Annotated in this window: 23 protein-coding genes and 1 riboswitch; of the genes, 5 read left to right on the top strand and 18 right to left on the bottom strand. The window is 71.7% G+C overall.

All coding sequences use genetic code 11. From position 1 onward, the window contains the following. Positions 1-38 precede the first annotated feature (38 nt). The 11 genes from argJ to C7C45_RS24605 all read right to left on the bottom strand — a co-directional run bounded on the left by argJ (position 39) and on the right by C7C45_RS24605 (position 11,558). Positions 39-1,211 (bottom strand): bifunctional glutamate N-acetyltransferase/amino-acid acetyltransferase ArgJ, encoded by a 1,173-nt coding sequence (gene argJ, locus C7C45_RS24655; RefSeq protein ID WP_110566087.1) that lies wholly within the window; start codon positions 1,209-1,211, stop codon positions 39-41. Beyond that, entirely contained in the window at positions 1,208-2,209 is a 1,002-nt protein-coding gene (gene argC / locus C7C45_RS24650) for an N-acetyl-gamma-glutamyl-phosphate reductase (protein ID WP_110566086.1), read from the bottom strand. Before argC ends, argJ begins: the two co-directional genes overlap by 4 nt. A gap of 192 nt (positions 2,210-2,401) precedes the next feature. After that, on the bottom strand, positions 2,402-4,969 hold the full coding sequence (gene pheT / locus C7C45_RS24645) for a phenylalanine--tRNA ligase subunit beta (RefSeq protein WP_110566085.1): 2,568 nt from the start codon (positions 4,967-4,969) through the stop codon (positions 2,402-2,404). Positions 4,970-5,009: 40 nt separating this feature from the next. Beyond that, positions 5,010-6,077 (bottom strand): phenylalanine--tRNA ligase subunit alpha, encoded by a 1,068-nt coding sequence (gene pheS / locus C7C45_RS24640; RefSeq protein ID WP_110566084.1) that lies wholly within the window; start codon positions 6,075-6,077, stop codon positions 5,010-5,012. Positions 6,078-6,295: 218 nt separating this feature from the next. Continuing rightward, positions 6,296-7,093: a TrmH family RNA methyltransferase gene (locus tag C7C45_RS24635; protein WP_110566083.1), complete on the bottom strand. Its 798-nt coding sequence runs from the start codon at positions 7,091-7,093 to the stop codon at positions 6,296-6,298. An 83-nt stretch (positions 7,094-7,176) separates the two neighbouring features. Beyond that, positions 7,177-7,569: a 50S ribosomal protein L20 gene (gene rplT / locus C7C45_RS24630; protein WP_007458417.1), complete on the bottom strand. Its 393-nt coding sequence runs from the start codon at positions 7,567-7,569 to the stop codon at positions 7,177-7,179. Between the two features lie 32 nt (positions 7,570-7,601). After that, positions 7,602-7,796: a 50S ribosomal protein L35 gene (gene rpmI, locus C7C45_RS24625; protein WP_110566082.1), complete on the bottom strand. Its 195-nt coding sequence runs from the start codon at positions 7,794-7,796 to the stop codon at positions 7,602-7,604. A gap of 20 nt (positions 7,797-7,816) precedes the next feature. Then, the gene (gene infC, locus C7C45_RS24620) at positions 7,817-8,467 is read right to left on the bottom strand and encodes a translation initiation factor IF-3 (RefSeq protein ID WP_110566081.1); all 651 of its coding nucleotides are present in this window, start codon (positions 8,465-8,467) and stop codon (positions 7,817-7,819) included. An 803-nt stretch (positions 8,468-9,270) separates the two neighbouring features. Beyond that, positions 9,271-9,744 carry a PH domain-containing protein gene (locus C7C45_RS24615; protein ID WP_110566080.1) on the bottom strand — a complete coding sequence of 158 codons (474 nt, stop codon included), beginning with the start codon at positions 9,742-9,744 and terminating at the stop codon, positions 9,271-9,273. A gap of 654 nt (positions 9,745-10,398) precedes the next feature. After that, on the bottom strand, positions 10,399-11,244 hold the full coding sequence (hisG, locus tag C7C45_RS24610) for an ATP phosphoribosyltransferase (RefSeq protein WP_110566079.1): 846 nt from the start codon (positions 11,242-11,244) through the stop codon (positions 10,399-10,401). Positions 11,245-11,294: 50 nt separating this feature from the next. Then, positions 11,295-11,558, bottom strand: a complete 264-nt coding sequence (locus tag C7C45_RS24605) for a phosphoribosyl-ATP diphosphatase (protein ID WP_110566078.1) — start codon at positions 11,556-11,558, stop codon at positions 11,295-11,297. 135 nt (positions 11,559-11,693) lie between these two features. On the opposite strand from C7C45_RS24605, the gene C7C45_RS24600 reads away from it, so the two are divergent. From C7C45_RS24600 to C7C45_RS24590, 3 genes are read left to right on the top strand one after another with little or no spacing between them, the layout of a single operon-like run. Next, complete coding sequence (locus tag C7C45_RS24600; RefSeq protein WP_110566077.1) at positions 11,694-12,557, top strand: ABC transporter substrate-binding protein; 864 nt, start codon at positions 11,694-11,696, stop codon at positions 12,555-12,557. Continuing rightward, positions 12,554-13,399, top strand: coding sequence for an amino acid ABC transporter permease (locus tag C7C45_RS24595; RefSeq protein WP_110566110.1), 846 nt, complete (start codon positions 12,554-12,556; stop codon positions 13,397-13,399). Before C7C45_RS24600 ends, C7C45_RS24595 begins: the two co-directional genes overlap by 4 nt. A 2-nt stretch (positions 13,400-13,401) precedes the next feature. Further along, positions 13,402-14,145, top strand: coding sequence for an amino acid ABC transporter ATP-binding protein (locus C7C45_RS24590; RefSeq protein ID WP_110566076.1), 744 nt, complete (start codon positions 13,402-13,404; stop codon positions 14,143-14,145). 60 nt (positions 14,146-14,205) lie between these two features. On the opposite strand, the gene ribH is transcribed toward C7C45_RS24590, so the two are convergent. From ribH to rpe, 7 genes are all read right to left on the bottom strand, one after another. Continuing rightward, positions 14,206-14,706: a 6,7-dimethyl-8-ribityllumazine synthase gene (ribH, locus tag C7C45_RS24585; RefSeq protein WP_110566075.1), complete on the bottom strand. Its 501-nt coding sequence runs from the start codon at positions 14,704-14,706 to the stop codon at positions 14,206-14,208. 2 nt (positions 14,707-14,708) lie between these two features. Continuing rightward, positions 14,709-15,992 (bottom strand): bifunctional 3,4-dihydroxy-2-butanone-4-phosphate synthase/GTP cyclohydrolase II, encoded by a 1,284-nt coding sequence (locus C7C45_RS24580; protein ID WP_110566074.1) that lies wholly within the window; start codon positions 15,990-15,992, stop codon positions 14,709-14,711. Next, complete coding sequence (pnuC, locus tag C7C45_RS24575; protein WP_110566073.1) at positions 15,989-16,675, bottom strand: nicotinamide riboside transporter PnuC; 687 nt, start codon at positions 16,673-16,675, stop codon at positions 15,989-15,991. Before pnuC ends, C7C45_RS24580 begins: the two co-directional genes overlap by 4 nt. Continuing rightward, the gene (locus C7C45_RS24570) at positions 16,675-17,313 is read right to left on the bottom strand and encodes a riboflavin synthase (protein WP_110566072.1); all 639 of its coding nucleotides are present in this window, start codon (positions 17,311-17,313) and stop codon (positions 16,675-16,677) included. Before C7C45_RS24570 ends, pnuC begins: the two co-directional genes overlap by 1 nt. 1 nt (position 17,314) lies before the next feature. Continuing rightward, positions 17,315-18,376, bottom strand: a complete 1,062-nt coding sequence (gene ribD, locus C7C45_RS24565) for a bifunctional diaminohydroxyphosphoribosylaminopyrimidine deaminase/5-amino-6-(5-phosphoribosylamino)uracil reductase RibD (protein WP_110566071.1) — start codon at positions 18,374-18,376, stop codon at positions 17,315-17,317. Between the two features lie 166 nt (positions 18,377-18,542). After that, a riboswitch (FMN riboswitch) is annotated at positions 18,543-18,713 on the bottom strand. 77 nt (positions 18,714-18,790) lie between these two features. Further along, a complete protein-coding gene (locus tag C7C45_RS24560) occupies positions 18,791-19,747 on the bottom strand; it encodes a response regulator (protein ID WP_110566070.1) in 957 nt (318 codons plus the stop codon). 1 nt (position 19,748) lies between these two features. Further along, entirely contained in the window at positions 19,749-20,429 is a 681-nt protein-coding gene (gene rpe, locus C7C45_RS24555; protein ID WP_110566069.1) for a ribulose-phosphate 3-epimerase, read from the bottom strand. Between the two features lie 254 nt (positions 20,430-20,683). On the opposite strand from rpe, the gene C7C45_RS24550 reads away from it, so the two are divergent. Then, positions 20,684-21,574, top strand: coding sequence for a septum formation family protein (locus C7C45_RS24550; RefSeq protein ID WP_110566068.1), 891 nt, complete (start codon positions 20,684-20,686; stop codon positions 21,572-21,574). A gap of 81 nt (positions 21,575-21,655) precedes the next feature. Beyond that, positions 21,656-22,546 (top strand): septum formation family protein, encoded by an 891-nt coding sequence (locus tag C7C45_RS24545; RefSeq protein WP_110566067.1) that lies wholly within the window; start codon positions 21,656-21,658, stop codon positions 22,544-22,546. The last annotated feature ends 107 nt before the right edge of the window (positions 22,547-22,653 follow it).

The following is a 22,653-nucleotide window of genomic DNA, read 5'->3' as shown; positions in this document are numbered from 1 at the left end:
CGCGACTGCGGGACTCCGCTGCGCTGCGTTCCTCGCGCTCATGTGGAATACGCCGAGTTCTCGTGCACGTACGCGTGGGACAGGTCGTTGGTCCAGATCGTCGCCGCGGACGTGCCAGCGTGCAGGTCGATCCGGATGGTCACGTCCCGCCCGGTCAGGTCGACCTTCGAGCGGTCCTCGGCGGCCGCGCCGCCCCGGCACACCCACACCCCGTTGACCGCCACGTCCACCTCGTCGGGCTCGAACGCGGCGGCGGTGGTGCCGACGGCCGCGAGGATCCGGCCCCAGTTCGGGTCGTTGCCGAACAGCGCGGTCTTCACCAGGTTGTTGCGGGCCACCGTGCGGCCCACCTCGACCGCGTCGTCCTCGTCGGCGGCGCCGACCACGTCGATGGCGACCTGCTTGGTGGCGCCCTCGGCGTCGGCCACCAACTGCTGGGCCAGGTCGTGACACGCCGCGGTGACCGCAGCGGCCAGTTCGGTCGGAGTCGGCTCGATGCCGCTCGCACCGCTGGCCAGCAGCAACACGGTGTCGTTCGTGGACATGCAGCCGTCGGAGTCGACCCGGTCGAAGGTGACCCGGGTGGCCGCGCGCAGCGCCTCGTCCAGCGTCGCCGGCCCGGCCACCGCGTCGGTGGTCAGCACGCAGAGCATGGTGGCCATGCCCGGCGCGAGCATCCCAGCGCCCTTGGCCATGCCGCCGACCGTCCAGCCGCTGCCCCGGGCCACCGTGGTCTTCGGGCGGGTGTCCGTGGTCATGATCGCCTCGGCGGCCGCGGGACCACCGTCCCGGGACAGCTTCTTGATCGCCGAGCGGACGCCCGGCAGCAGCTTCGGCATCGGCAACCGCTCACCGATCAGCCCGGTGGAGCAGACCGCGACCTCACCGGCGCCGAGGATCAACCGTGGACTGACCGAGGTCAGCGTGGCGGCGGTGTGCTCGGCGGTCGCGTGTGTGTCCTGGAAACCGCCCGGCCCGGTGCAGGCGTTGGCGCCACCGGAGTTGAGCACCACCGCGCGGACCACACCACCCTGCACGACCTGCTGGCTCCAACGCACCGGAGCCGCCTTGACCCGGTTGGTGGTGAAGACACCGGCGACACCGGCGTCCGGACCGTCGTTGACCACCACGGCGACGTCCGCGCCACCGCTGGCCTTGAGACCGGCGGCCACTCCGGCCGCCCGGAAACCCCGTGGGGTGGTGACACTCACGGCGCAACTCCCCAGATCGACAGGCCCGTCGTCTCCGGCAGGCCCAGCATCAGATTGGCGTTCTGGACGGCCTGACCGGCTGCGCCCTTACCCAGGTTGTCCAGCGCGCTGAGCACGATCAGACGGCCCGAGTCGATGTCGACGGTGGCCTGCAGGTGACAGGAGTTCGAGCCCAGGGTCGCCGCCGTGTGCGGCCAGCGACCCTCCGGCAGCACGTGCACGAACGGCGCGTCCGCGTACGCCTGTGTCAGCACCTGCTGCGGGTCGACGCCGCGTGCCGGCACCGCCGTGACCGTGGCCAGGATGCCACGCGGCATCGGCGCCAGGACCGGGGTGAGCGACAGCCCGGTCGCGCCGCTGGCCTGCTTGATCTCCGGTACGTGCTGGTGGGTGCCCACCCGGTACGGCGACAGGTCCCCCTGCACCTCACTGGCCAGCAGGTGCGGCTTCGCCGCCCGCCCAGCGCCGGAGGTGCCGGAGGCGGCGACCACCACCACGTCGGCGGGGCTGGCCGCGCCGTCGGCGATCAGCGGCGCGAGGGCCAGCGTGATCGCGGCGGCGTAGCAGCCGGTGTTCGCCACCCGGGTGGAGCCGGCGATCAGCTCCCGCTGGCCGGGCAGCTCGGGCAGGCCGTAGGTCCACTGCCCGGCGTGCGTGCCGCCGTAGTACTGCGCCCAGGCGTACGGGTCGGCCAGCCGGTGGTCGGCGCCCAGGTCGACGATCCGCACCTCGGTCGGGAGCTGGGCCGCGAGGGCCGCCGACTCACCGTGCGGCAGGGCCAGGAAGACCAGGTCCGCGTCGGCCAGGGTCGCCGGGTCGGTCACGCCGAGCACCAGGTCGAGCCCGGTGAGCTGCGGGTGCACCACGTCGACACGGTGTCCGGCCTGACTGTGCGCGGTGGCCGCGACCAGATCGAACTCCGGGTGCCCGGCGATCAGTCGCAGCAGCTCGCCCCCGGCGTAGCCGCTCGCACCGGCGACCGCGACTCGAATCCCCATACCCACCTCCGCATGACTATGCAGCGAAGGTTAGCAGTGGTGAACGGATCACTGCAAGTTCATACAGTGCGCTGCATGGTGATGAGCGGGCCGCCCCCGCCCCCCGCGATCTTGCACTTACTGTCCTCGCATAGCCGACAAAAAACGCACATCGGCAACACAAACTGCAAGATCGCGGGGGTGGGGTGGGGTTTAGGCGCCGCGCAGGGTTGCGCCGAGACGTTCCGCCGCAACGGCGACCGCCGCGTCCCTTGCCGCGACCGCCTCCTCGACGGTGAGCGTCCGGTCCGGTGCACGGAAGGTCAGCTTGTACGCCAGCGACCGGCGGCTGGCGCCGAGCTGCGCGCCGGAATACACGTCGAACAGCCGCACGTCCTCCAGCAGCTCACCGGCGCCCGCCTCCAGCGCCCGGCGCACCTGCTCCGCCGGCACCGAGTCGTCCACCACCAGGGCCACGTCGATCAGCGCCGGCGGGAAACCGGAGACCGCCGGGGCAGGCGTCACCCCGGCCGCGGGCAGCGCGTCCAGGTCCAGCTCCATCGCGCAGGTACGCCGCGGCAGCTCCAACGCCGCGACGACCAGCGGGTGCAGCTCACCGGCGTGCCCGACGACCGAACCGTCGACCAGCAGTTCGGCACAGCGGCCCGGGTGCCACGGCGCGTACTCGGCCGCCCGCACCTCCACCCGGTCGCCCAGGACACCGGCGGCGTCCAGCACGTCACGGGCCGCCTCGATGGCGTCCGCCCAGCCGGCCGGTCGGCCCGCACCCCACCACCCGGCCGGGTCGAGGTCGCCGGACAGCACCGCCGCGACGTGCACCGGCTGCGCCGGCACCACCGCGTCGGCGGCCGCGAACTCCACGTCGGTGGGGCGCCGGTCCACGCCCATCGCCGGCGGGCTGCCGGCACCGACGCGCGGGTGGAAGACCGCCCCGATCTCGTAGAGGGCGAGGTCGCGGTGACCCCGGCCGAGGTTGCGCTTGAGGATGCCGAGCAGCGGGCCGAGCAGCGTGGTGCGCAGCAGCGGCTCCTCCTCGGACAACGGGTTGGCCAGCCGCACCGCCGGTCGGCGCGGGTCGTCGGCCGGCAGGCCGAGCAGGTCGGCCAACCCCGGCGACACGAACGGGTGCGCGAGCACCTCCACGTACCCCCGCTCCGCCAGCGACCCGGCGACCGCCCGGCGCCGACGCTGCCGCGGGGTCAGACCGCGGCCCGGGGGCGCGGTCGGCAACACCGACGGCACCCGGTCGTACCCGTCGAGGCGGACCACCTCCTCGACCAGGTCGGCCGGGTCGGTCAGGTCGGGCCGCCAGGTCGGCGGGGTGACGCTCAGCGTCGCCCCGGCGCCGACGGTGCCCAGGTCCTCGGACAACCGGTCCGCGCCCTGCGCGACCGTGCAGCCGACCTGCTCCAGGAGGGCGACCACCCGCGCCGGCGGGTACTCGACCCCGATCCGCCGGGTCGGCAGGTCCACCGGCAGGATGATCGGGCTACGCGGTCGGACGTGGTCGATGTCCAGGATCTCCGCGCTCGCGGAGCCACCGCCGTGCTCGGTGAGCAGCCGCACGGCACGTTCCAACGCGACGAGCGCGACGGCCGGGTCGACGCCCCGCTCCCAGCGCTTCGCGGCCTCGCTGAACAGCTTGTGCCGGCGGGCGGTGCGCCCGACCATCGCCGGGTCCCAGTGCGCCGCCTCGAAGAGCACATTTGTGGTGTCGGCGACGACCTCGCTGGTCTCGCCGCCCATCACCGCCGCGAGCGAGATCGGGACGCCGGCGCCCTCGCCTGCGAGGGCGTTGGGCAGCCCAGCGTCGCAGATGACCATGTCGTCGGCGGTGAGCACCCGGTTGACGCCGTCGAGAGTGGTCAGCTTCTCCCCCGCCTCGGCGCGACGGACCACCAGCGTCCCGGCGATCCGGTCGGCGTCGAAGGCGTGCATCGGCTGGCCCAGCTCCAGCATCACGTAGTTGGTGATGTCGACCGGCAGCGAGATGCTGCGGATACCGGCGGTGACGAGCCGCTGCTGCATCCACGCGGGCGTGGGCGCGTTCGGGTCGACGCCGCGGACCAGGCGGGCGGTGAACCGGTCGCAGCCGACCGTGTCGCGGACCTCGACCGGGTACGCCGGCGCCTCGGTGCCACTCGGTGCGGGCACCAGGGCCGGGTCGCGCAGCGGCACCTCGAACGCGTGCGACAGCTCCCGGGCCAGGCCGCGCAGGCTCAGCGCGTACCCCCGGTCGGGGGTGATCTCCAGATCGAGCACGACGTCGTCGAGGCCGACCACCGGCCGCGCGTCGTCGCCCGGCTTGGCCGTCACGTCCGGCCCCAGCACGATGATGCCGGAGTGGTCGTCGCCCAGACCCAACTCCTTCGCCGAGCAGATCATGCCCGCGGAGTTGTGCCCGTACGTCTTACGGGCCCCGATCGCGAAGCCCCCGGGCAGCACACCGCCGGGCAGGATCACCACCACCCGGTCACCCACGGCGAAGTTCCGGGCCCCGCAGACGATCTCCTGCGGCTCGCCGGTGCCGTTCGCGTCACCCACGTCGACCCGGCAGAACCGGATCGGCTTCTTGAAGCCGGTCAGCTCCTCGATCTCGCGCACCTCACCGACGACGAGTCGGCCGGTGACGGTCTCGGCGAGGTCCACGGCGGACTCGACCTCGATACCGAGGTCGACCAGCGCCTGCTCCAGGTCACCGACGGGCAGGTCGGCGGGGAGGTCGACGTACTCCCGCAGCCAACTGACAGAAACTCGCATGACTTCAGACCACCGTTCCCGTGTCTCGTACCCGCATCGCCTATGCCCCGGTCCCGAGCGCGCGGCTGAACCGCACGTCGCCCTCGAAGAGATGGCGGATGTCGCTGACCCCGTGCCGGACCATCAGGGTCCGGTCGATGCCCATCCCGAACGCGAAGCCGGAGTAGACCTCCGGGTCGACGCCGCAGGCGCGCAGCACCCGCGGGTTGACCATCCCGCAGCCGCCCCACTCGACCCACTGCGGGCCGTCGCGGTGCTCCGGGAACCACACGTCGAACTCCGCCGACGGCTCGGTGAACGGGAAGTAGTGCGGCCGCCACCGGGTCTTCGCCTCCGGGCCGAACATCGCCCGGGCGAAGTGGTCGAGCGTGCCCCGCAGGTGCGCCATCGTGATGCCCTTGTCGACCACCAGGCCCTCGGCCTGGTGGAACACCGGGCTGTGGGTGGCGTCGATCTCGTCGGTGCGGTAGACGCGGCCAGGCACGATCACGTAGATCGGCGGCTTACGACTGAGCATCGTGCGGGTCTGCACCGTGGAGGTGTGCGTGCGCAGCACCAGGCCGGAACCCTCCGGTGCGATGTGGAAGGTGTCCATCAACCCCCGCGCCGGGTGGTCGGCGGGAATGTTCAGCGCGTCGAAGTTGACCCACTCCAGGTCGACCTCGGGCCCCTCGGCCACCTCGTAGCCCATCCCGACGAAGAGATCACTGATCGACTCCATCAGGGTGCTCAACGGGTGCCGGGCACCCCGCGGACGCCGGTCGTAGGGCAGGGTGACGTCCACCCGCTCCTCGACCAGCACCCGCTCGGCCTGCTCGCGCTCCAGCACCTCGGCGCGGTCGGCGTACGCGGTCTCGATCGCCCGGCGGGCCTCGTTGACCCGCTTGCCGGCGTCGGACTTGGCGGCCGGCGGCAACGCGCCGATCTCCCGGCGGGCCAGCGACACCGGCGAACGGTCACCAAGGTGCACCGAGCGCAGCGCGGTCAGCGCGTCCGGGTCGGTGGCCTCCGTGAACGCCTTCGTGGCGTCCGCGACAGCCTCGTCCAGGGCGGCGGGGTCGAGCAGGGCGACCTGCTTCGGGTCGTACGGATCGTTGCGGTAGCTCATGGCGTACGGGCACTCCCTCACGGCGGCGCCAGCCCTCCACGGGCGGCTAGGCGAGTCTACGGACGCGCGGCTTCGCCGCAGCCCGCCGGTAGGAGTTGTGCAGGGAGCAGGTCAGGCCCGCCGCCCGCCGACACCGGCGGGCTGGCTAAACGAACGCCGTGACGCGTTCATGGGCGGACGCTCTCCCCTGCTGTCAGTCGCGCCGGGCTCGGTCGCCGTCAGCGCTGTGCTCTCGCTGAAGCGTACAGGCAGACCGCCGCTGCGGCAGCCAGGTTGAGGCTCTCCGCGCGCCCGTACAACGGCACCCGCACCCGGGCGTCGGCGGCGGCGGTCAACTCCTCGGGCAGCCCGTGCGCCTCCGAGCCGAACAACCAGGCGGTGGGCCCGACGAGCCGACCGTAGTCGGTCATATCGTCCAGGTCGCTGTCGCCGTACCCGGTGGTGGCGAAGATCGACAGCCCGGCGGCGCGCAGCGCGTCGACCACCGTGACCGGGTCCGGCGCGCGGACCACGTCGACGTGGAAGAGGCTGCCGGCCGAGGCCCGCACACACTTGCCGTTGTACGGGTCGACGGCGTCACCGGCGAAGATCACCGCACCGGCCCCGGCCGCGTCGGCGGTGCGCAGCACCGTGCCGGCGTTACCGGGGTCGCGAATCTCGGCGAGGACCGCCACCAGCCGGGGCGCACCCGAGAGGGCCTGCTCCAGCGACACGTCGAGGTGCCGGCAGACCGCGACCAGCCCCTGCGGGGCGACGGTCTCGGCCAGCGCCGCGAGGCCGTCGTCGGTCACCTCGGAGACCGGCACGTCGGCGTGGGCCGCCGCGGCGGCCAACTCCGGGTGCCGGTCGAGGGCTGTGGGCGTACCGAAAAGCTCGGTGACCACCCCCGGCCGCGCGAGGGCCTCGCGGACCGCCTGTGGGCCCTCGGCCAGGAAACGGCCGGTGGCGTCGCGGTCCCGGCGGCGCTGCAACCGGCGGGCGGCGACAACCCTGGGGGTACGCGGGGTGAAAGCCATGGTGTGCGCTCCTCCGGCACGATTGAGGCGCCCCCCGGACGGCGGTGCCGACCCGGGAGACGCCTCGCTCTGGTGCGTGGGGATCAGGCGGCCTGAGCCGCCGCGCCGCCGGTGCCCTCGGCCGTGACCGCAGCCCGGGCCAGCTCGACGATCGCCGCGAAAGAGGCGGCGTCGTTGACAGCCATGTCGGCCAGGATCTTGCGGTCGACCTCGATACCGGCCAGACGCAGGCCCTGGATCAGGCGGTTGTAGGTCATCCCGTTCGCCCGGGCGCCCGCGTTGATCCGCTGGATCCACAGCTGCCGGAAGTCGCCCTTGCGGTCGCGACGGTCCCGGTAGGCGTACTGCATCGAGTGCAGCACCTGCTCCTTGGCCTTGCGGTACAGGCGGGAGCGCTGACCGCGGTAACCACTCGCGGTCTCCAGCAGGGTACGACGCTTCTTCTGGGCGTTTACAGCCCGCTTGACGCGTGCCATCTCAACTCCTTATTAGGTAAAGGTGGCGCGCGTCAGCGGCCGAGCAACTTCTTGATGCGCTTGACGTCAGCCTTGGCCACCTCGACCGTGCCGGTCAACCGGCGGGTACGGGTGGAAGACTTGCCTTCCAACAGGTGGCGCTTGCCGGCCTGCTCGGCCACGATCTTGCCACGGCCGGTCACCTTGACCCGCTTGCCCATACCCGTGTGGCTCTTCATCTTCGGCATGTGGAACGTCTTCTCCCCTGTTACTCGCCGCTGGTGTCGGCGGCGAGGCCGGTGTTGCCGGCTGCTGCGGTCTCGCCGACCGCCGCGGTCTCATCGGCTGCCGGCTCGGCGGACTCGTCCGCTGCCCGGTCCCGAGGTGCACCGCGGGACGCCGTAGCGGCGACCGCGGAGGCCTTCACGGCCCGATGCGGGGCGAGAACCATGATCATGTTTCGGCCGTCCTGCTTGGGGGCGGCCTCGACGTATCCCAAGTCCGTGATCTCGGATTCGAGCCGGCGCAGAAGCCGGTAACCCAGCTCCGGGCGACTCTGCTCGCGACCGCGGAACATGATCGTCACCTTGACCTTGTCGCCCGCCTTGAGGAACCGCACCACGTGACCCTTCTTGGTCTCGTAGTCGTGCGGGTCGATCTTCGGCCGAAGCTTCATTTCCTTGATGACGGTCTGCTGCTGGTTACGCCGCGCTTCGCGCGCCTTCAGTGCGCTCTCATACTTGAACTTGCCGAAGTCCATGAGCTTGCACACCGGCGGGCGCGCCATCGGCGCAACCTCGACCAGGTCCAGATCGACGTCCGCGGCCAGCTGAAGGGCGCGCTCCAGCGGGACGATGCCCACCTGCTCACCCTCGGGGCCGACCAGTCGGACCTCACGTGCCCGGATCTGCTCGTTCACGCGTGGTTCGACGCTGATGGGGCCTCCTCGAGTCGTTTCTGCTCAGGTGCCGACCCCCGCGGCCCCCAGGTGGGAACCGACCTGGAAAGCAGAAGGCCCCGGCGCATGCCAGGGCCCGCTCGACCGGTCAGCACGATCACAGGATCGCGCATCCGACGCCGGGACGTGCCCGGAACCGGTGACCGGACCCGGCCACCGAAGAGGCGACTCGGGTGGGAGCAGGCGCTCCACTTTCAAAGGCTGCCTGCTCGCACGCGGAGACAGCCTGGTCGACTCGACAACACTACACCCGCGCCCCGGCCACCCCCAAACCGGGCACACCAGACCACCCGCGCCACGCTGGGTCCAGTCACCCGCCGTGGTTGCCGTTGCCGCGAGTGCGGGGTCTGCCGCCGTGGTTGCCGTTGCCGCGAGTGCGGGGTCTGCCGCCGCGGTTGCCGCTGCCGCGAGCGCGGGAGCCTGCCGCCGCGGTTGCCGCTGCCGCGAGCGCGGGAGCCTGCCGCCGCAGTTGCCGCTGCCGCGAGCGCGGGAGCCTGCCGCCGCGGTTGCCGCTGCCGCGAGCGCGGAGCCTGCCGCCGCGGTTGCCGCTGGGGCGGCGGGCGGCGCCGTGGCGGGCTTGCGGGCGGTGACGGACAACGGCGTGACGGACGACAGCGAATCAAGATCCGCGCAGTTACACCGAAAGTGCTGCCTCCGGGCGGGCCGAAGCAGCAGTTTCGGTGATGTTGCTCGGATCTTGGACCGCTGGGAGGTGCGGTGGTCGCGCCCGGCCGCTCGACCGGGGCAAGGTGGGGTAGCTCGGCTTAGCGGCCGCTGGCGCGCTCGGCGAGGCGGGCCTGGTGTGCCTCGTGCAGTCGGCGCAGCGCGCGGACCCCCTCGACGGCCAACTCCTTGTCGGCGGCCTGCAGGGCGATCATCGGCAGCAGGTCGTCATCGTGCAACTCCAGGCTTGCCCAGGGCGCGCTCCGGTCGAAGCGGACAGCCCGGACGACCTCCCACGGCAGCTCGTACGAGCTGATGACGTTACGCACCCGGACGCCGCGCGTGTCAGCCTCGACCCGCGGCCGGGTGAACAGCAGGAAACCCAGGGCACCGAAGATGCCCAAGCCGATCATGGCGAGCTGATCACCGCGCTGGAAGCTGCCGTAACCGTCGCCGGTCGGCCCACTCAACGAGGTCGCGACCAAGCCGAACACCACTACCAGCGCGATCGCCGCAGACCAGCAGACCAGCCGGATACGGCGGGGCTTCAGGCGGATCAGCTCGGTTTCACTCACCCCACCAGTCTGCCACCCCCACCCGCCCGTCGAACGCACCACCCGCCGAGCCACCACCCATCCGACACGACCTGACCCGTCGCACCAACGCGCCCCTCGGCCCCACTGCAGCCGCGCCGGGACGGGACGAAACCCGCGCGGGGCGAGGCCGGGCACACAGCGCGCGGGGCGAGGCCGGGCACACAGCGCGCGGGGCGAGGCCGGGCACACAGCGCACGGGGCGAGGCCGGGCACACAGCGCGTAGGGCGCTCGGGGCGCACGGGGTCCGACCCTGCAAGATCGCGCTCGATCCTGGATGTAGTGGTGTCCGCCGCGCGTGAGGCCACTACATCCAGGAACGAGCACGATCTTCCCGCTGCGAGCGCGATCGTCGGGCGCGTCACCCCATCGCAGGCCCCGCCGGTTGGTAGATCAACTCAAGATCGGCGATGTGGGGGTGTCGCTGCGGGCGGACACCGCCACATCGGCGACCCGGAGTCGATCAAGAAACGGCCACCTCGAACGGCCACCTCGAACAACCGCCTCGAACAACCGCCTCGAACAACCGCCTCGAACGGCCACCTCGAACAACCGCCTCGAACGCCGACGAGCCGACGAGCCGACGACGCGACAACGCGACGAGGCGACTACGGGACGTACCGGTTGATTGGTGGTCAGAGCCGGCAGGCGTGGATGTTGGTGACCAGGATGGCGCGGGCGCCCAGCTCGTACAGCTCGTCCATGATGCGGTGGACGTCGTCGCGGAGCACCATCGCCTGCACCGCCACCCAGCCCTCGCGGTGCAGCGGCGACACGGTGGGCGACTCGATGCCCGGGGTGAGCCCGCTGGCCCGGTCCAGCAGACCGGCCGGCACGTCGTAGGCGAGCATCACGTAGCGGCGGGCCACCAGCACACCGTGCAGCCGGCGCAGCAACTGCTCGGCCTGCGGTTGGGCCGGGGCGTCGGCACGCCGGACCAGGACCGCCGACGAGCGCAGCAACGGCTCACCGAAGACCACCAGGCCCGCCTGGCGCAGGGTCGCGCCGGTCTCCACGACGTCCGCGATCACGTCGGCGACGCCGAGGCGTACGGCGTTCTCCACCGCACCGTCGAGGCGGATCACGTCGGCCTTGACGCCCGCCTCGCTGAGGTGCCGCTCGACCAGGCCCGGGTACGCGGTGGCGATGCGGTGCCCGCCGAGGTCCTGCACGGAGGCGATGTCGTCGGGGCGACCGGCGAAGCGGAAGGTGGCCTGACCGAAGGCGAGGTCGACGACCTCTTCGGCCGGCGCGGCCGAGTCGATCAGCAGGTCCCGGCCGGTGATCCCGAGGTCGAGGTCACCGGATCCGACGTAGGTGGCGATGTCCTTGGGGCGCAGGTAGAAGAATTCGACGTCGTTGGCCTCGTCGCGGCAGACGAGGTCCTTGGGGTCGGTGCGCTGGCGGTAGCCCGCCTCGCGCAGCATCTGGGCGGCCGGCTCGGCCAGGGTGCCTTTGTTGGGGATGGCGACACGCAGCATGACGGGAGTGCTCCTTCGATCCGGATGGCGATCAACGGGGTTGGGGGCACTCACAGATGTCGGTAGACGTCCTTGAGGTCGAGACCGCTGGCGAGCATCAGCACCTGAACCTGGTAGAGCAGCTGGGAGATCTCCTCGGCGGTGCGCTCCGGCCCCTCGTGCTCGGCGGCCATCCACGACTCGGCGGCCTCCTCGACGACCTTCTTGCCGATGAAGTGCACGCCCTTGTCCAGGGCGGCGACGGTGCCCGAGCCCGGGGTGCCGGCGGCGGCCTTGGCCTGCAGCTCGGCGAACAACTCCTCGAACGTCTTCACGGGGAACGATTCTTCCAGCCGCCGGGGCGGCGCCCCGCGTCCGGGTCCGCCGGAATCCAGCAAGCGGACAATTCCCTATCAACATGGTGGGACAAAGCCCCAAGCAGACTGGTCGATACCTCTACGCTGTCGGCCATGGCCAGCAGCTCACGTCTTTTCACGCTCACCCTCGCCGGTGCCGTCGTCGTAGCCACCGCCGGGTGCGCGCCACAGGTCGAGAAACCTATGCCCACTGTCATCGCGTCGCCGTCCTGCGCCAAGGACAGCCTGCCCACCCGTACGCCGGGCAAGCTCACCATCGCCACCGACCAGCCCGCGTACGAGCCGTGGTTCTCCAAGGACAAGCCGGACAGCGGCGAGGGCTTCGAGTCCGCTGTCGCGTACGCGGTAGCCGAGAAGCTCGGCTACGCCCGTGCCGACGTGACCTGGACCCGGGTCAAGTTCGACACCGCGATCGCCCCGGGGCCGAAGAACTTCGACTTCGACATCAACCAGTTCTCCATCACCGAGGAACGTAAGCAGGCGGTCGACTTCTCCGCGCCGTACTACCTGGTCCGGCAGACCGTCATCGCCTTGAAGTCCTCGAAGATCGCCGGAAAGAAGTCGTTGGCCGACTTCCGCGACGCCCGGCTCGGCGCCCAGGTCGGCACGACCAGCTACCAGGCGATCACCGAGGTGCTCAAGCCGGCCGCGAAGCCGCAGGTCTACAACAGCAATGACGACGCCAAGAAGGCCCTGCAGAACGGGCAGATCGACGGCCTGGTGGTGGACCTGCCGACGGCTTTCTACATCACCGGGGCGGAGATCACCGATGCGACAATCGTCGGGCAGGTGCCGCAGGTCGGCACTCCCGAGGCGTTCGGGTTGCTGCTGGACAAGAATTCGCCGCTGACCTCCTGTGTGACCGGGGCGGTCGGTCAGCTCACCGAGGCGGGCACGCTGAAGCAGTTGGAGCAGAAGTGGCTCGCGCAGGTGGCGGGGGCGGCCGAGCTGCGGTGACGCTCCTGGAGCACGTCCCCTCCGAGGCGCAGGTGCGGCGTTCGGCGTACCGGCGTCGGCAGACCGTCTACAGCGTGCTGGTCGCGGCCTCCTCGACGGCGGCGCTCGGCACGCTGTTGGTCATCGCGGTGACCGGTGCGCCCGGCTGGGACCGGGTCCGGCAGTCGTTCCTGGATCCGGCGATCGCCCGGGACGCGCTGCCGGCGGTGTTGAGCGGGCTCTGGCTGAACGTACGACTGCTGGTCTGCTGTGCGGCCGGCGCGCTGGTGCTCGGGCTGGTGATCGCCGTGCTGCGGACGCTGCGCGGCCCGATCTTCTTCCCGGTCCGGGCGCTGGCCACCGGCTACACGTACACCTTCCGCGGCCTGCCGCTGATCATCGTGCTCTACCTGCTCACCCTCGGCGTGCCGGGACTACGCCTGCAGGGCATGCCGCCGGTGCTGGTGCTCGGTGGGATCGCGTTGATCCTCACCTACGGCGGCTACCTCGCCGAGGTGTTCCGGGCCGGCATCGAGTCGGTGCATCCCAGCCAGCTCGCGGCGGCCCGCTCGTTGGGCCTGACGTACCGGCAGACGATGCGGCACGTCGTCCTGCCGCAGGCCGTCCGCCGGGTGGCACCACCTCTGCTCAACGACGTGGTGGCGTTGCAGAAGGACGTCGGGCTGGTCTCCCTCGCGGGGCCGATCGACGCGGTCCGCGCCGCCCAGATCGCCACCGCCCAGACGTTCAACTACACGCCGTACGTCGTGGCGGGGGTGCTCTTCGTGCTGCTCGCGATCCCGCTGATCGCGGTCACCGACTGGGTGACGCTGCGCGCCGCCCGCCGACAGTCGGGAGGCTGACCATGGCACTGCTGCACTGTCGGGGCCTGCGCAAGGAGTTCGCCGGCCACGTCGTGCTCGACCAACTCGATCTGACCGTCGCCGAGCACCGGGTGGTGGCCCTGATCGGCGCCTCCGGGTCCGGCAAGTCGACCCTGCTGCGGTGTGTGAACCTGCTGGAGGAACTCGACGACGGCACCATCGAGCTGGACGGGGAGGACATCTCCGATCCGCGCGTGGACCCGGACCGGGTCCGCCGTCGGATCGGCATGGTGTTTCAGGCGTACAACCTCTTCCCGCACCTGAGCGTGTTGGAGAACATCACCCTCGCGCCGCGCCGCGTACACCGGCGGGCCCGGGTGGAGGCGGAGGCGCAGGCGCGGGAGCTGCTCGACCGGGTCGGGCTCGGCGCCAAGGCGGACGCCTACCCGGACCGGCTCTCCGGCGGTCAGCAGCAGCGGGTGGCGATCGTCCGGGCGCTGGCGAACTCACCTCGACTGATGCTGCTCGACGAGGTCACCTCGGCGCTGGACCCGGAACTCGTCGGTGAGGTGCTGGCGATGATCCGGGACCTCAAGGCCGACGGCATGACCATGGTGCTGGCCACCCACGAGATGGGCTTCGCCCGCGAGGTCGCCGACGAGGTCTGCTTCCTCGACGCGGGGCGGGTCATCGAGAGCGGCCCACCGGAGCAGGTGCTCCGCGAGCCGACCCAACCCCGCACCCAACAGTTCCTGCACCGCATCATCCAGGCCGGCCGCCTCTGAAGCCGGCCCGCCGCGCACCGAAGCCGCCGCACACCGAAGCCGGCCGCCGTCAAGGACGGGTCAGCCGCCGAAGCCGACCCGCTGGGCGTTGCCCGCCGCGACGGTCCGAACGGCCAGCGCCGCGTCGAGCGCCGCCACGGTGGCCGCCCAACCCTTGTCCTCCGCCGAGCCGGGCAGACCGGCCCGGTCCCGGGCCTGCTCGATGTTCTCCACGGTGAGCACCCCGTGCGCCACCGGCTTGCCCTCGTCCAACGCCACCCGGGTCAGCCCGTCGGTGACCGAACGGCAGACGTAGTCGAAGTGGGCGGTGCTGCCGCGGACCACCACGCCGAGAGCGACCACCACGTCGCAGCGCCGCGCGAGGGCCTGGGCGACCACCGGCAGCTCGACCGAGCCGGCGACCCGGGCGACGACGGCACGAGCCCCGCACGCCTCGGCGGCAGCCACCGCACGCTCCAGCATGTGGTCGGTCAGCTCGCCGTGCCACCGGGCGGCGACGACCCCGACGGTCAGCCCTGCGGCGTCCACCGCGTCGACTCCCGGCTCACCGAAACCCGCCATCGTCATGCTCCGATCTCGTCGTTGGCGACCGGACGCCCCAGCGGCGCCTCGGACACCTCGTCCAACTCGTCCAGCAGGTGACCCATCCGGTCCCGCTTGGTGCGCAGGTAGCGCAGGTTCTCCGGGTGCGCGCCGGCCGGCAACCCCTCCCGGCCGGTGATGGTCAACCCGTACCCCTCCAGCCCGGCCCGCTTGGCCGGGTTGTTGGTCAACAGGCGCATCGAGCGCACGCCCAGGTCGTAGAGGATCTGCGCGCCGGTGCCGTAGTCCCGCGCGTCGGCCGGCAGACCCAGGTCGAGGTTGGCGTCGACGGTGTCGCGGCCCAGGTCCTGCAACTGGTACGCCTGCAGCTTGTGCAGCAGCCCGATGCCGCGCCCCTCGTGTCCGCGTACGTAGAGCACGACGCCCCGGCCCTCCCGCGCGACCCGGGCCAGCGCGGCGTCCAACTGCGGTCCGCAGTCGCAGCGCAGCGACCCGAAGACGTCCCCGGTCAGGCACTCCGAGTGCACTCGGACCAGCACGTCCTGGCCGTCACCGAGGTCGCCCAGCACCATCGCGATGTGTTCGGCGGGATCGTGCTCGGCGCGGTAGCCCAGCGCCCGGAACACCCCGTGCCGCGTCGGCATCCGGGCGTCCGCGACCAGCTCGACCTGCTTCTCGGTACGCCGCCGGTAGGCGATCAGGTCGGCGATGGTGATCAGCGTGAGGCCGTGCTCGGCGCAGAACTTCTCCAGGTCCGGCACCCGCATCATGGTGCCGTCGTCGTTGATCAGCTCGCAGAGCACGCCGGCCGGACGCAGCCCGGCCAGCCGGGTCAGGTCGATCCCCGCCTCGGTGTGCCCCGGCCGGCGCAGCACCCCGCCCTCGCGGGCGCGCAGCGGCACGACGTGCCCGGGCCGGGCCAGGTCGGTCGGGTCGGTGGTGGCGGCGGCGAGCAGCCGGCTGGTGTGCGCGCGGTCGGCCGCCGAGATGCCGGTGCTGATCCCCTCCCGGGCGTCCACGGTCACCGTGTACGCGGTGCCGCGCCGATCCTGGTTGGTGTGGTGCATCGGCGGCAGGTCGAGCCGGTCGGCCTCGCTCTCGGTCAACGCCACGCAGACGTACCCGGAGGTGTAGCGCACCATGAACGCCATCAGCTCCGGCGTCGCCAGCTCGGCCGCGAAGATCAGATCGCCCTCGTTCTCCCGGTCCGCGTCGTCGACCACGACGACCGGCCGACCGGCCGCGATGTCCGCGATCGCCTGCTCGATATCCCCGAAGCTGGTTCGCTCGCTGCGCTCGCTCATGCGACGGCCTCCGTGTAAATGGGACGGACGGGTGCCGGCCGGGTGGCCCGCGAGGTGCGCCACCAGGCGGCGAAGCCCCAGGCGCAGATGCCGCCGTAGATCAGGTACATGACCGCCGACGGGTAGAACCCGCCGCGCAGCAGCAGCGGCACACCGACCGCGTCGACCGCGATCCAGAGCAGCCAGAACTCCACCCAGCCGCGGGCCATCCCGTACGTGGCCAGCAGGCTGCCGGTGAGGATCCAGGCGTCGGGCAGCGGACCCCACGAGCCCAGCGCCTTGAGCACCGGGTACGCGGCGGCGGTGCCGACCACGGCGGCCAGCAGCAGCACCAGACGTTCCCGCCCGGTGGCCCAGCGCGGGACGACCGCCGCCTGCGTGGCGTCGGCGCGACGGTTTCGCCGCCAGCGCCACCAGCCGTAGACGCTGACCGTGAAGAAGAAGACCTGCCGGCCGGCCTGGCCGTACAGGTCGTGCTCCTGTGGGGTGGCGAACACCCCGCCGAGGAACACGGTGAGCAGCAGCGCGTTACCGATCATCCCGACCGGCCACGCCCAGACCAGCCGGCGCAGCCCGAGCAGCGCGGAGACCAGCCCGAACCCGTTGCCGACGATCTCCCGGACCAGCACCGGCGAACCGGCCACCTGCACCTGGGCGTCGAGCAGCCAACTGAGCGGACCCATCAGGCCACCTCGCCCGTGCTCGATGCCAGCGGGTGCGCGTCGGTGGCCCGGCTGCCGAGCAGCCGCTCGACGTACTTGGCCAACACGTCGACCTCCAGGTTGACCGGGTCGCCGGCGGCCTTCGCACCGAGCGTGGTCAGCTTGAGCGTGGTCGGGATCAACCCGACGGCGAACTGGTCCGCGCCCACCTCGGCCACGGTCAGCGAGACGCCGTCGATGGTGATGGAGCCCTTCTCCACCACGTACCGGGACAGGGCGGTCGGCAGCCGGAACCGGACGGTCTCCCACTGCTCGGCCGGCTCTCGGGAGATCAGTTCACCGACCCCGTCCACGTGGCCCTGCACCAGGTGCCCGCCGAGCCGGCTGCCGAGGGCGGCGGCCCGCTCCAGGTTGACCGGGTCGCCGGGGCGCAGCGCGCCCAGCGCGGAGCGGCGCAGCGTCTCCCCCATCACGTCGGCGGTGAAGGTCCCGTCGGCCACCTCCACGACGGTCAGGCAGACGCCGTTGACCGCGATGGAGTCGCCGTGCCGGGCGTCGGACGTGACAAGCGGACCGCGTACGGCGACCAGCGCCGAATCGCCCGCTGTCGGCGTCACCCGGACGATCTCGCCCAACTCCTCGATAATGCCGGTGAACATGTCAGCCCTCCCTTTTTCGGGGCAAAGCGGTGATCCGAAGATCCGGACCGATCTGCGTAACGTCGACGAACTCCAGATCGATGGCCTCGGCGATGGTGGTCACTCCGGCGTCGACCAGGGCGGTCGGGCCGGCGCCGAGCAACCGCGGCGCGACGTACCCGACGATCTTGTCGACCAGGCCGGCGGCCAGGAACGCGCCGGCCAGTCGGGGGCCGCCCTCCAGCAGCACCGCGCGGACCCCGCGCTGGTGCAGCGCCGCGAGCAGCGCCGGCAGGTCGACCCGGCCGTCCGGGCCGGCGCCGACCTCGTCGGCGGTCGCGATCCAGGTGCGCGCGGCGCCGTCGCGGACCCGGGCATCAGCCGGGGTACGCCCCGAGCTGTCCACCACCACCCGCAGCGGCTGCCGGATCGCCAGGCTGCCGTCGCGCAGGTTACGGGCGGTCAGCCGGGGGTCGTCGGCGAGCACGGTGCCCACCCCGGCGAGCACCGCGTCGACCGTGCCGCGCAGTGCGTGCACGTCGATCCGGGCAGCCTCCGAGGTGATCCACATGCTGGTGCCGTCGTCCGCGGCGGAGCGCCCGTCGAGCGTGGCGGCGTACTTCCAGATCACGTACGGCCAGCCCCGGCGCATCGAGGTCAGCCACGCGACGTTGCCGGCCTCGGCCTCCTCGCCGCGTACCCCCAGGTCGACCCGGACCCCGGCGGCGCGCAGGGTGGCGGCGCCGCCGGACGCGACCGGGTTGGGGTCGGGCACGGCGATGACCACCCGACCCACCCCGGCCTGGACGAGCGCGGAACTGCAGGGGCCCGTGCGACCGGTGTGGTCGCAGGGCTCCAGAGTGACGACCGCGGTGCCGCCCTTGGCGCGTCGCCCGGCCTGCGCCAGGGCGACGATCTCGGCGTGCGGTCCGCCGGCGTACGCGTGGAAACCCTCACCCACGACCTGGCCGTCCTCGTCGAGCAGCACGCAACCGACGACCGGGTTGGGACTGGTGGTGCCGAGCCCCCGTGCCGCCAGTTCGATCGCACGCCGCATCGCCTCATCGACGGAGACGCTGACCATCGCCCTGCCCTGCCCTCTCACTCGCCGGTCCGCGCGCGGGCGGTCAGGGAGGCTGCGGCCATGGGGCCACGGGCAGGCGGTGGCGGATTCCGGGAACGGCACAGCCGCCCCGGAGGGGTCGGCACGGCACGCTGAAGCCAGCGGCCGGCTCGGACCCGTCCGTCCCGCGCGCTGTCTCCCATCCGGACTGTCTGGGGGCGGACGAACCGCTCCCAACCGTCGGCCCCGGATTTTCACCAGGTCCACCGGACAGCAGAGCCGTCCGGGTCGCGGGCTGACCACGGTTGGACCGTGGATCACCGCCGGTTCGGAATTTCACCGAGTCCCGCCAGCGCGTGGTGGGTACCCCGAAGTCTTACACGCCGATCCGGCCGCGTCGCCACCTAGGCGAGCTACTTCACAGCGGAATCACGCTCAGGTGACGCCGCGACGCCGGTCCACGGCCACGTACGAACCCGGTTGGCTCTTGGCCACCGTCTTCATCTCCGAGGCCACCGCGATCGCCTCGAGCGGGTCGGTGAACCGCTTGCCGGCGTCGGAGAGGGACACCCCGATGGAGAGCGTGACCAGGGCGGCGCGACGGATGTTGCCACGCCGGTCCTTCAACTCGACGAAGCCGCGCTCACGGTCGGTCGCGTCGTAGAGCGTGTCGGCGGACTTCTCGAAGTCGACCACCGCGCGGGACGTCAGGGGCCGGACCTGGTCGGGGGCGCAGACGATGACGAAGTCGTCGCCGCCGACGTGGCCGAGGAAGGCCGGCGGCAACCCCACCGCCACCACCGCCCGGTGCAAACTGCGGGCCAGCGCGGAGATGAAGTCGTCGCCACGGACGAAGCCGTACCGGTCGTTGACGCTCTTGAACCGGTCGATGTCGATGTAGCCGACCGCGTAGTCCACGCCCTGCCGGACCCGGTCACTGATCTCCCGACGGATCCGGCTGTTGCCGGGCAGCCCGGTCAGCGGGGACACCTCCCGGAACTCCTTGTTGCGGCGCAGGGTCGACGAGACCCGGGCCACCAACTCGGCGGTGTCGAACGGCTTGACCAGGTAGTCGTCGGCGCCGGCGCTGAGCCCGTGCACCTTGTCGACGGTCATCCCCTTCGCCGTCAGCATGATCACCGGCAGGGCGGAGGTCATCGGGTCGGCGCGTAGCCGCCGGGTCAGCTCCAGCCCGTCGATGCGGGGCATCATGAGGTCGACCACCGCCAGGTCCGGCCGCTGCCGCTCGATGACCTCGAGGGCCTCCTGACCGTCGCTGGCGTGGATCACCTCGAAGCCGTGCAGCCGCAGGTTGAACTCGACGAAACGAGCGATGTCCTCGTCGTCGTCGACGACGAGAATGATGTCCTTGCGGTCGCCGTCGGGGTCCATCTCAGGCCTCGGGAGCCGCGCGTTCCGCCAGTGCCCGCAGGTGCCGTACCGCCTCCGCCGGGTCGGCGGCGCCGTACACGGCGGTGCCCGCCACGAACGCGTCGGCGCCGGCGGCGGACGCCTGCTCGATGGTGTCGGCGGCGATCCCGCCGTCCACCTCGATGCGGAGCTCCAGGTGCCCGGCCGAGACGTGCCGGCGGGCGGTACGCACCTTGTCCAGCAGTTGCGGGATGAACCGCTGCCCGCCGAAGCCGGCCTTGATCGTCATGATCAGCAAGGTGTCGAAGCTGGGCAGCAGGTCCAGGTACGGCTCGATCGGGGTGTCCCGGTCGATGGCCAGGCCGGCCTTCGCGCCGGCCGACCGCAGATCCTTGGCCAGCGCCACCGGATCGTCGGACGCCTCCGCGTGGAAGGTGACGTTGTACGCCCCGGCGTCGGCGTAACCGGGGGCCCAGCGGCGCGGATCCTCGATCATCAGGTGCACGTCGAACGGCATGGCGGTGACAGCCCGCAGACTCTGCACCACGGGCAGCCCAATGGTCAGGTTCGGTACGAAATGGTTGTCCATCACGTCGACGTGCAACCAGTCCGCGGCGTCCTCGACGGCACGGACCTCTTCGGCGAGGCGGGCGAAATCGGCGGCCAGGATGCTCGGCGCGACGATCGGCGGCGGTACGGTCACGGGGCCAGTGTACGAACGCGGTCACCCCCATCCCGCATGGCGGCACCAACTCCGACGCGCTGTGACCCGACAGTGACCAGTGGTGCAGAATTAGTCGGTCCGGACCGCCGAATCCGGACGAACAGACACGAGTGGCTGGCCGATCGACGGAAACACGGCGACACTCCATGCGGGACGGTGCCGTAGGCTGCACGCCCGCCGGGGTTTCGCCGCGGGGCGCGGTGACCGGCCGCCAGCTCCCGGAAGGGCGGACGATGCGACGGTGGCTTCCAGCGCTGGTGCTGGCCGGCGTCACGACGATACTGCTGGCCGGCTGCGCGCCGACTCGCGGCGCGGACGGTGATCTCACCGACGACTGGCCGGCGCTGCGGGACCCGACGCCGTTCGCCCCCGCCACCGACACCTGCCTGCCCCGGGTCACCGCCATCGTGCAGGCCAGCACGTACGAGACGGTGGACTGCGCGCGCAACCACGTGGCCGAGGCCATCCACGTCGGCACCTTCGTCGGGCCCGACGCGTTGGCCGAGACCCGGCCCGAACCGGGCTCGTCGGCGCTGCGCAGGGCCCGCGCCGAGTGCGACCAGCGGGCCCGGGAGATGCTCGGTGGCGACTGGCACGCGGCCCGCCTCGCCCTGTCCCTCGCGCTGCCCTCGGGACCCGCCTGGTCCGGCGGGGCGCGCTGGTTCCGTTGCGACCTCAGCGAGACCGGCAGCATCGACAACACCCGCCCGGTGAACCGCACCGGCAGCCTGCGCGGCGCGTTGATCGGCGACGCCCCGCTGACCCACCGTTGCTTCGACCCCAAGCTGATCGGCGACAACCTCAACTACATGCAGCCGGTGCTCTGCACCGAGCCGCACCGCGCCGAGTTCGTGGGCGTCTACGAGGAACGGGACGTGAGCTGGGCGGAGTTCTCCCGCTCCGCCGAGCAGGCACACAAACGCTGCATGGAGTTGATCGCCACGTACGCGGCGGTGCCGAACGACGTCGACCTGCCGTACCGGGCCGGGTCCATCTACTACCCACCGTCGCAACGGGAGTGGGAGGACGGTGACCGGGGGGTGCGCTGTTTCCTGTGGAGCGACGACCGCAAACTCACCCGTTCGATGCGCGGCGCCGGCCCCAAGGGACTGCCCGCGATCTGAGCATCGGTGCCGTATGCTGCTGCGCCGTGGCGCTCCTACCGGCGGGGTCCGGCTGGAGGCCACCGCAGCGGGAGGTCAGGAATGCGACGGTGGTTGGCGGCGTTCGCCGGCGGTGCGGCTCTGGCCCTGGTGCTGAGCGGGTGCGGCGCACCGGCCGGGATCGACCGTGACCTCACCGACGACTGGCCGGCGCCCGTCGCGGCGCAGCAGTTCGTTCCCGCCGCCGACGTCTGCCACCAAACCCCCCAGCAGGTCGGCTTCCTGACCGGTTACAACCCGACGGCGTGCACCGAGTCGCACCTGGTGGAGACCATGCACGTCGGCACGCTCACCGGGCCGAGCGCCCAGTCCGGCACACCCCCGCAGCCCGGGTCGGTGGGCCTGCGGGCCGCACAGACCGCGTGCGACACGGAGGTCAACAAGGCGGTGGGCGCCGACTGGCGTTCCGGGCGACTCGGCCTGACCGTCGTCCTGCCATCGCCGCAGGCCTGGGCGGGCGGGGCCCGCTGGTACCGCTGCGACGTCACCGAGATCGCCAGCATCGACGACACCACCGTCGGCGCACGCACCGGCAGCCTCCGAGGTGCGCTGTCCGGCGCGGCGCCGCTGGCGTACCGCTGCTTCAACCCGAAGCTGGTCAAGGACGACATCGACGAGATGGTGCCGGTCTCCTGCACCGCCAAGCACCACGCCGAGTTCGTCGGGGTCTGGCAGGCGCCGGAGGTCAGCTACGCCGAGTTCACCCGCACCGTCAAGCGGACCCATCGGGCCTGCCAGTCGATGATCGCCAAGTTCGCCAAGGTTCCGGACAACTCGCAGCTCGACTTTCGCGCCGGCACGATCTACTACCAGCCGTACGAGGACGAGTGGAAGAACGGCAACCGTGGCGTGCAGTGCTTCCTCTGGATCTCCGACCGGGACCTGACCCGTTCGATGAGGAACGCCGGCACCAAGGGGCTCCCGGTCACCTGACCGAGCTGAACAAAGAGCCGCGCCATCGGCTGACCGGGCGGGGCTAACGCCTGACGGATGACGGATGGGAACACCATGTCTCGACGTCCTTTGCTCTGCTTCCACCC

The organism is Micromonospora arborensis (assembly GCF_003205615.1).
GTDB classification, from domain to species: domain Bacteria; phylum Actinomycetota; class Actinomycetes; order Mycobacteriales; family Micromonosporaceae; genus Micromonospora; species Micromonospora arborensis.
The sequence above is the reverse complement of the archived record's forward strand: the minus strand, read 5'-3'. Positions and strand labels throughout refer to the sequence as shown.